Source organism: Streptomyces sp. NPDC101160, from assembly GCF_044768205.1.
GTDB lineage: Bacteria > Actinomycetota > Actinomycetes > Streptomycetales > Streptomycetaceae > Streptomyces.
On the sequence record NZ_JBIWPJ010000009.1, the window covers coordinates 49384 to 57964 of the forward strand.

8 protein-coding genes are annotated in these 8581 nt (G+C 73.4%); 4 read left to right on the forward strand and 4 right to left on the reverse strand.

Features of this window, described 5'->3' with window-relative positions; genetic code table 11:
• Positions 1-131 precede the first annotated feature (131 nt).
• Entirely contained in the window at positions 132-353 is a 222-nt protein-coding gene (locus ACIRSU_RS28105) for a helix-turn-helix domain-containing protein (RefSeq protein ID WP_006123601.1), read from the reverse strand.
• Between the two features lie 342 nt (positions 354-695).
• Complete coding sequence (locus ACIRSU_RS28110; RefSeq protein ID WP_403797682.1) at positions 696-2294, reverse strand: ABC-F family ATP-binding cassette domain-containing protein; 1599 nt, start codon at positions 2292-2294, stop codon at positions 696-698.
• Between the two features lie 218 nt (positions 2295-2512).
• On the opposite strand from ACIRSU_RS28110, the gene ACIRSU_RS28115 reads away from it, so the two are divergent.
• Both ACIRSU_RS28115 and ACIRSU_RS28120 read left to right on the forward strand, forming a co-directional pair.
• On the forward strand, positions 2513-3403 hold the full coding sequence (locus ACIRSU_RS28115) for a neutral zinc metallopeptidase (RefSeq protein WP_403797684.1): 891 nt from the start codon (positions 2513-2515) through the stop codon (positions 3401-3403).
• A gap of 65 nt (positions 3404-3468) precedes the next feature.
• A complete protein-coding gene (locus tag ACIRSU_RS28120) occupies positions 3469-3870 on the forward strand; it encodes a VOC family protein (protein ID WP_403797686.1) in 402 nt (133 codons plus the stop codon).
• 18 nt (positions 3871-3888) lie between these two features.
• Here the strand turns inward: ACIRSU_RS28120 and ACIRSU_RS28125 are convergent, their stop codons facing one another.
• Together ACIRSU_RS28125 and ACIRSU_RS28130 are read right to left on the reverse strand one after the other, a co-directional pair.
• Positions 3889-5280, reverse strand: coding sequence for a hypothetical protein (locus ACIRSU_RS28125; protein WP_403797688.1), 1392 nt, complete (start codon positions 5278-5280; stop codon positions 3889-3891).
• Between the two features lie 141 nt (positions 5281-5421).
• A complete protein-coding gene (locus ACIRSU_RS28130; protein ID WP_403797690.1) occupies positions 5422-6549 on the reverse strand; it encodes an alpha/beta hydrolase in 1128 nt (375 codons plus the stop codon).
• A 360-nt stretch (positions 6550-6909) separates the two neighbouring features.
• Here ACIRSU_RS28130 and ACIRSU_RS28135 point away from each other — a divergent pair, with 360 nt between their 5' ends.
• Entirely contained in the window at positions 6910-8193 is a 1284-nt protein-coding gene (locus ACIRSU_RS28135; protein WP_403797693.1) for an anion permease, read from the forward strand.
• A gap of 28 nt (positions 8194-8221) precedes the next feature.
• Positions 8222-8443, forward strand: a complete 222-nt coding sequence (locus ACIRSU_RS28140) for a hypothetical protein (RefSeq protein WP_403797696.1) — start codon at positions 8222-8224, stop codon at positions 8441-8443.
• The last annotated feature ends 138 nt before the right edge of the window (positions 8444-8581 follow it).

Genomic DNA, 8581 nt, shown 5'->3' on the forward strand with positions numbered 1-8581 from the left:
CGGTTACGGTGCAGCACTGCATCCGTCACTGCAGCCGATGCTAAGTGACTGCACAGTAACCACCCGGTCGACCGCACGGTCGACCGGGTGGCCACCGAGAGACCCGGTGGACCGATCGAGCCGCCCCGATGTCAGGCCGAGGCCGCCTTCTTGCCCCGTGTCGCTCCGCCGCGTCCACGCAGCGTGACTCCGGACTCGCTGAGCATCCGGTGGACGAATCCGTAGGAGCGGCCGGTTTCCTCGGCCAGCGCCCGGATGCTCGCACCGGAGTCGTACTTCTTCTTCAGGTCTGCCGCGAGCTTGTCGCGCGCGGCGCCGGTCACCCGGCTGCCCTTCTTCAGAGTCTCGGCCACCCGTGCCTCCTCATGGGAAGTGCGCTCTGGACTTCTCATGATCACCCCTCCCGTGCGTCCTGGCCACCCATTCGACAAGGTCCGTGCCATTCGCTTGCGCCGGGCAGCACACACCGTCACGACCGGAATTGATCGTTCCGGCGGGCTCGCCGGCCGCCCGGAAGCCCTCCCGGCCAGGAAGTACCAGGTCAGCGGCGCGCCCTGCGGAAAAACGCCGCGCGGGCCCTGGCGGAAGGATTCCGCAGGGCCCGCGCAGGGGGTATGAGACGCACTCACTCAGATGAAGGATCACCCATGAGCCGAATGATCCAGCCCGACATGATCCCCACCGGGTTCAGCGGGTCAGGCCAGGGCGACCAGGTCCGCGTAGTCGGCACCCCACAGGTCCTCGACGCCGTCGGGCAGCAGGATGATCCGCTCCGGGTCGAGCGCCTCGACTGCGCCCTCGTCGTGGGTGACCAGCACGACCGCGCCCTTGTACGTCCGCAGCGCGCCCAGGATCTCCTCGCGGCTGGCCGGGTCCAGGTTGTTGGTGGGCTCGTCGAGGAGCAGCACGTTCGCCGAGGAGACGACCAGGGTCGCGAGCGCGAGCCGGGTCTTCTCGCCGCCGGAGAGCACGCCGGCCGGCTTGTCGACGTCGTCGCCGGAGAAGAGGAAGGAGCCGAGCACCTTGCGCACCTCGACGAGGTCGAGGTCGGGCGCGGAGGAGCGCATGTTCTCCAGGACCGTGCGCTCCGGGTCGAGGGTCTCGTGCTCCTGGGCGTAGTAGCCGAGCTTGAGGCCGTGGCCCGGGGTGACCTGGCCGGTGTCGGGCTGCTCGACGCCGCCGAGCAGCCGGAGCAGCGTCGTCTTGCCGGCGCCGTTGAGGCCGAGGATGACGACGCGGGAGCCCTTGTCGATGGCCAGGTTCACATCGGTGAAGATCTCCAGGGAGCCGTACGACTTGGACAGGCCCTCCGCCGTGAGCGGGGTCTTGCCGCAGGGCGCGGGCTCCGGGAAGCGCAGCTTGGCGACCTTGTCGGAGACCCGGACGGCCTCCAGGCCGGACAGCAGGCGCTCGGCGCGCTTGGCCATGTTCTGCGCGGCGACGGTCTTGGTGGCCTTGGCGCGCATCTTGTCGGCCTGCGAGTTGAGCGCGGCGGCCTTCTTCTCGGCGTTCTGGCGCTCGCGCCTGCGACGCTTCTCGTCGGCCTCGCGCTGCTGCTGGTAGAGCTTCCAGCCCATGTTGTAGACGTCGATCGTGGAGCGGTTGGCGTCCAGGTAGAACACCTTGTTCACCACGGTCTCGACGAGGTCCACGTCGTGGGAGATGACGATGAAGCCGCCGCGGTACGTCTTGAGGTAGTCGCGCAGCCAGACGATCGAGTCGGCGTCGAGGTGGTTCGTCGGCTCGTCGAGGAGCAGGGTGTCGGCGTCCGAGAAGAGGATGCGGGCGAGCTCGATACGGCGGCGCTGACCGCCGGAGAGGGTGTGCAGCGGCTGGCCGAGCACCCGGTCGGGCAGCCCGAGGGCGGCGGCGATGGTGGACGCCTCGGCCTCGGCCGCGTACCCGCCCTTGGTGAGGAACTCGGTCTCCTGGCGCTCGTACTGCCGCAGGGCCTTCTCGCGGGTGGCGCCGCTGCCGGTGGCGATGCGCTCCTCGTTCTGCCGCATCTTGCGGATCAGCACGTCGAGGCCGCGGGCCGACAGGATCCGGTCGCGGGCGAGGACGTCGAGGTCGCCGGTGCGCGGGTCCTGCGGGAGGTAGCCGACCTCGCCGGAGCGGCTGATGGTGCCGCCGGCGGGCTGCCCCTCGCCCGCGAGGCACTTGGTGAGGGTGGTCTTGCCCGCTCCGTTGCGGCCCACGAGGCCGATGCGGTCGCCCTTGGCGACGCGGAAGGAAGCGGACTCGATGAGGACACGGGCGCCGGCGCGCAGCTCGATGCCGGAAGCGGTGATCACGGACAGACTCCAGGGCGGTGGGAAACGGCGGAAGGGCGGCTGGGCGGAGCTTCGACGCCGCTAATGCACGGGGAGAATGGCCATGCGGCAAGTCTAACGGGCACGTGCAACTGCTTTTCGGCCACGCGACATACCTCACATGCCCCGTAAAAGGGGTGGCATCCGGCGGATCTACCGATACTCGGCAGAAAAGCACAGGGCGGGCGGAGGGCGGTGGCATGCAGTTCGACGACGACGCCGATCTGGACACCTCGGAGGTCAAGGACGTCCGGGGCGGTCGTATTCCCGGCGGCGGTGCCACCATCGGCGGCGGGATCATCGGCTTCGTGGCGCTCGTCCTGGGCCTGGTCTTCGGCGTGGGGCCCGAACAGCTGGGGCTCTCCGCCGGCGGCGACGAGCCGGGCGCGACCTCCTCGTCGGTCTCCCAGGTGGCCCAGACCTGCAAGAAGGGCTCGGACGCCAACACCCGGGAGGACTGCCGGATCGTGGCGGTCGTCAACAGCGTGCAGGACTTCTGGCGGAGCGAGTACGCGCGGCGCGGCGGGCGGTACGGGAGCGCCGCCACCGTCATGTTCAGCCGCCAGGTCCCGACCGGGTGCGGCACGGCGAACTCGGCGGTCGGCCCCTTCTACTGCCCGGGCGACCGGCAGGTCTATCTGGACCTGGGCTTCTTCGACGAGCTGCGCACCAGGTTCGGCGCGACGGGCGGACCCTTCGCGCAGGCCTACGTGGTGGCGCACGAGTACGGCCACCACGTGCAGGACCTGATGGGCACGCTGGCCCGCGCCCAGGACGGCCGGACCGGCGCGGACTCGAACGCGGTCAGGGTGGAGCTCCAGGCCGACTGCTACGCGGGCGTGTGGGCGCGGCACGCGACGACCACGCCCGACGACAGGACGGGCCGGCCGCTGCTCACCCGGCTCACGGACGAGGACATCCGCGACGGCCTGGACGCGGCGGCGGCGGTCGGCGACGACCGGATCCAGGAGCGCTTCCAGGGCCGGGTGTCGCCGGAGAGCTGGACGCACGGCTCGGCGGCGCAGCGGCAGCAGTGGTTCTCCACGGGCTACAGCACCGGCGACATGGCGCGCTGCGACACCTTCCGGTGACGCGGAGCCCGTGGCCCGGCGGCCCGGCACTCGAACGGCGCTCGAACGGAAAGGAAGCGATCACGATGACGGACGCACCCGACATCTGCCCGACCCTGCTCTACAAGGACGCCAAGGCGGCCGTCGCCCGGCTCACCGAGGCGTTCGGCTTCACCGCGGACGCCGTGTTCGAGGACGAGGACGGCCGGGTGATGCACGCCGAGCTGTCCTACGGCAACGGGACGGTGATGCTCGGCAGCAAGGGCACCGGCAGCGCGTTCGACAGGGCGATGTCCGGCGCGGGCCCGGTCGGGGTGTATGTCCGCGTCGCCGACGTGGACGCCCACCACGCCCGGGCGGTCGCGGCCGGCGCGGAGATCGTGATGCCACCGACCGACCAGGACTACGGCGCCCGGGACTACATGGCCCGGGACGCCGAGGGCAACGTCTGGAGCTTCGGGACGTACGCCCCCGGCGGCGCCGGGTAGGTCACGCCGCCGGGCCCGTCAGGCCCCGCCCGTGTGGACCTGGAAGGCGGCGCGGCGGACCGCCTTGGCGAGGGCCGGGTCGGGGTGGGCGGCGGCGAGGGCGACCAGGACCTGGACGGTGCGGGGATGGCCGACGGCGCGGACCTCGTCGAGCAGGGCGGGGACGGTGCCCTGGACGGCGGAGTCGAGGTGGCGGACGAGCAGGTCGCTCTCGCCGTGGTCGGCGACGGCGGCCGCGGTGTCCACCCACAGCCAGGTGGCCTCCTCGCGGGTGAGCACCTCGGGGGCCTCGTCCGGGTCGGCGCCCTCGTACTCGGCGAGCCAGAGCAGCGCGTACGGGCGGAGGGACGGTTCCGCGAGGGCGGCGCGCACCTCGGGCTCGGCCGGGGCGCCGACGACCCGCAGCGCCTCGAAGGCGAGCCCGCGCAGCAGGGCGTCCTCGCCGCGGGCGACGGCGATCAGCTCGGCGACGGCGCTGGAGAGGGTGCGGGCGGCGAGCCAGGCGCGGTACTCGTCGCGGGCCGGGCCGGGGGTGAGCCGGGCGCAGCCGCGGAGCATGTCCTCGGCGGACTGCTCGATGTTGCCGGCCGGGCTCTGGGCGGCGACGCAGATCTGCTCCAGCTTGACCCAGACCGCCCAGTTGCCGAGCGGGGTGAGGGTGGCCTGGCCGCCGTCCGGGCCGTCGCCGAGGGTGAGGGCGCCGACGTCGGCGAGGCCCGCGAGGGCCCAGTCGAGCAGCGCGGGCAGGCCCTCGGCGGCCGGGACCGGCTCGGGCACGGTGCCGGCGGCGGGGACCTCGCAGCGCTCCTCGCGGAGTTCGGCGACGCGCTGGCGCAGCAGGTCGAGCAGGCCGGTCACGGGGACGGGCCCCGCGGACAGCTGGAGCAGCGAGAGGACCTGGGGGACGGCCTCGACGACCTCGGCGACGGCGCCGGGCGCCACGCCCTCGGGCTCCGGGTGGGCGAGCGACCAGGCGTCGAAGAGGGCGACCCAGCCGCGCAGCACGGCGGAGTCGTCGCGGTCCCACGCCGTCAGCCGCCAGCCGGGGCGGACGGTGCCGCCGTGCAGCTCGACGAGTCCGGCGAGCCGGGCGCGGTCCCAGCCGGCCCGGACCTGTCCGGGGGTCAGATCCAGTGCGGCGGCGGCCCGTTCGCCGTCCGGGAGTGCGGGGAGTGCCGTCTCGGCCTGCCGGCCGGACGCGGCCCAGCGGGCGATCCGCACCGCGTCGGCGAGCACCCTGCGCGCCTGCAGGGCGAGTTCCGCGCGGGGCGGGGTCCCCTCGGGCGGCCGGGGCGCCGGGCGGGTGCGCCGGGTCGTCACGGCCTTGCGCGCGGTGGCGAGCGGCCGCGGACGGACGAGTCGGAGTCTGGAGTTGCGCGCCAATGGTTCATCGGGCTTTCGAGACGTCACGGGGGCAGTCTTCCCGTTGACGGCCCGAAAGCCCAATCGGAATGCGCAACGCCGCCGCGAGGACCTGTCCCGGGCCCGGGATTCCGGGCCCGGAGGCCGTGCGGGGGTCCGGCGGGGCGCCGGACCAGGGGGCTCGGCGCGCTAGACCAGCGGGGTCAGGAAGCGGCGCAGGGACTCCTCGTAGCGGACCGGGTCCGCGTTCCACATGGCGGCGTGCGGCGCGTCGCGGACCGTGCTGAGGGTGACGAGCTCGGGGCGGAGCTCGGCGAGCCGGCGCGAGCGGTCCCAGGGAGCGAGGGTGTCGTCCGGGCCGTGGAAGAGCAGCGTCGGCACGCGCAGCCCGTGCGGGTCGGCGGCTTCCTGGAGGCGGTCGCCGTGGGCGCCGGTGCGGCCCTGGGCGGCGCGCACGGCGAGCGGGATCAGCGGGGCGGGGACGCGGTGGGCGGCGGCGAGGTTGCGCAGGGTGGCCTCCCAGTCGAGGACCGGGGAGTCGAGGACGAGGCCGCGGATCCGGTCGCGCACGCCGGAGCTTTCGGCGGCGTGCAGGGCCATGGCGGCGCCCGTGCCCCAGCCGAGCAGGACGACGCCGGTGGCGCCGCGCCGTACGGCGTAGCGGATGGCGGCGTCGAGGTCCCGCCACTCGGAGTCGCCCAGGTGCCCGAGCCCGTCGGCGGCCTCGGGCGCGCCGGCGTCGCCGCGGTAGGCGGGGACGAGGACCGGGACGCGCCGGCGGTGCAGGAAGGGGACCAGGTTGAGCGCGTGCTCGCGGGTGGTGCCGAGGCCGTGCAGGGCGATCACCCAGGTGGTGCGCGGCCCGGGCACGAGCCAGGCGGGCAGGTTGCCGAGCTCGCCGGGGATCTCGACGTCCTCGTAGGGCAGGCCGAGGGCGGTCTCGGGGGTGCCGCAGTGCAGCTGCGGGGTGAGCCGGACCCGGACGCCGGGGGCGAGTGTGCCGAGCTCGACCCGTTCGAGCCGGCGCACCACGGTGTCGGCGGTGTGCGGGACCCGGTCGAGCACGGGGCCGACGACGGCGTGCAGGCCGTCGGCCTCGATCCCGTACGTGCCGGGGCGCAGCGCGGCCAGGCTCCGGGTGAGGCTGATCCGCTCCGGGCCGCTGCCGTGCACGGTGAGTCTGGGCTCGCCGGGGAAGGGGCGGCCGGACGGCACGCCGAGGGCGGCGTCGCTGGCGTAGCGGCCGGCGACGACGGCGGCCGCGCCGAGCCCGAGCAGGGTGGTGACGGCCGCTGCCGTCGCGGTAACGGGGCGCACTGTCCCAGTGTCGGCAGCCGGGCCGTGCCCTGCCACCCGGCGGGGCCCGTCGAGGCTCCTTCGAGTGACATGGGTCTCGTCCACCGGGTCCTCCGTGGGGCTGAAGGTCTCCACGGCGGTCCACGGGGCGATACGGGACGGGAGCGACGAAAAGCTACGCGCGTTGCGTCGGGCCCGGAACCGCACGGTTTACCCGGGGTTGCACGGTGACCGCATCGTGGACAGCCGGCCCGCCGGACCGGTAAGCGGAATCCCCTGACCCCGGATCGGGACACCACCTTGCCCGACCCAGTTCATCTTCCGTTCACCCAGGTTGCTTACGTTCGACCAGCCACTGACGTCGAACGATTGCCTGGGTAAATGGAACACATCACGCTGCTGCTCGCCATTGTGGTCGTGACAGCTCTAGTGTTCGATTTCACGAACGGTTTCCACGACACCGCCAACGCGATGGCCACGACCATCTCGACCGGTGCACTCAAGCCCAAGACGGCGGTGGCCATGTCCGCCGTGCTGAACCTGCTCGGCGCGTTCCTCTCCGTGGAGGTCGCCAAGACGATCTCCAAGGGGCTCGTCAACGAGACGGGCATCCAGCCCGAAGTCATCCTCGCCGCGCTCGTCGGCGCGATCCTCTGGAATCTGGTGACCTGGCTGGTCGGCCTGCCGTCCAGCTCCTCGCACGCACTGATGGGCGGCCTCATCGGCGCGACCGTCGCCTCTATCGGCTTCAGCGGCGTCAACGGCGAGAGCGTCGTCACCAAGGTCCTCATCCCTGCGGTCGCCGCCCCGATCGTCGCCGGCATCGCCGCGACGCTCGGCACCCGCCTGACCTACGCCATCGGCAAGGGCAAGAACGGCAAGGCCCAGCAGAAGGGCTACCGGGCCGGCCAGATCGCCTCCGCCGGTCTCGTCTCCCTCGCCCACGGCACCAACGACGCCCAGAAGACCATGGGCATCATCACCCTCGCCCTGGTCGCCGGCGGCGTCCTGGCCCCCGGCTCCAACCCGCCGGTCTGGGTCATCGTCTCCGCCGGTACGGCGATCGCGCTCGGCACCTTCCTCGGCGGCTGGCGCATCATCCGCACCATGGGCAAGGGCCTCACCGACCTCCAGCCGCAGCAGGGCTTCGCCGCCCAGACCAGCGCCGCGACGGTCATCCTGGCCTCCTCCCACCTGGGCTTCTCCCTCTCGACCACGCACGCCGTCTCCGGCTCCGTCATGGGCGCGGGCCTGGGCCGCAAGGGCGGTGTCGTCCGCTGGTCGACCGCCACCCGCATGTTCGTCGCCTGGGGCCTGACCCTGCCGGCCGCCGGCCTGGTCGGCGCGGGCGCCGAGTTCGTCGCGCGTCAGGGCCAGTGGGGCGTCTACGTCGTCGCGGCCTTCCTGGTCGCCTCCTGCGTCGGCATCTGGCTCGTCTCGCGCCGCCAGGTCGTCGACCACACCAACGTCAACGACGTCGAGACCGCGACCGCCACGGCCACCGAGACCGAGACCCCGGGCGTCGTGACCACCGCCATCGCGGCCGTCACCCCGCCGCCGGCGGGCTCCGTCGCCGCCGTCGCGGACACGGACCTGAAGGCCACCATCCCCGCCCCGAACCCCGCGGACCCGGCCGCTCCGGCCGCCCCCGCCGCCGCGGTCTGACGGATCTCACGGAACTGGAAGCACGGACATGAAGATCGACTGGGCAGCTCTCGGCTCCGTCTTCGGAGTCAGCCTCGTGGTGACCGTCGCCCTCGTGGGCTTCTTCACCCTCGGTGTCGCCGGCCTCTCCAAGCAGGAGGAGGCCGCGTCCAACGGCGGCTCGGCCCCGCTGGCCCGCACCGGCGCGTACGCCTGCTTCGCGCTCTGCGCGGCGGCCGTGGCGTACGGCATCTACCTGATCGTCGCCTGACCCGCACGATCCCCGACTCACCGGCCGGGGGGGGGGCCGCCCCCCCCCGGCCCCCCCCCCCCCGGGGGGGGGGGGGGGGGGGGGGGGGGGGTGGGCCTGGGTGCCCGCCCCCGCGCCCGGGGGGGTGTGGGGGGGGGT

What these genes read in the sequence shown, in the direction of transcription:
- ACIRSU_RS28115 (WP_403797684.1), top strand. Translation starts at nt 2,513, where the DNA reads ATGCAGTTCGACGACGACGCCGATCTGGACACCTCGGAGGTCAAGGAC.
- ACIRSU_RS28120 (WP_403797686.1), top strand. Translation starts at nt 3,469, where the DNA reads ATGACGGACGCACCCGACATCTGCCCGACCCTGCTCTACAAGGACGCC.
- ACIRSU_RS28135 (WP_403797693.1), top strand. Translation starts at nt 6,910, where the DNA reads ATGGAACACATCACGCTGCTGCTCGCCATTGTGGTCGTGACAGCTCTA.
- ACIRSU_RS28140 (WP_403797696.1), top strand. Translation starts at nt 8,222, where the DNA reads ATGAAGATCGACTGGGCAGCTCTCGGCTCCGTCTTCGGAGTCAGCCTC.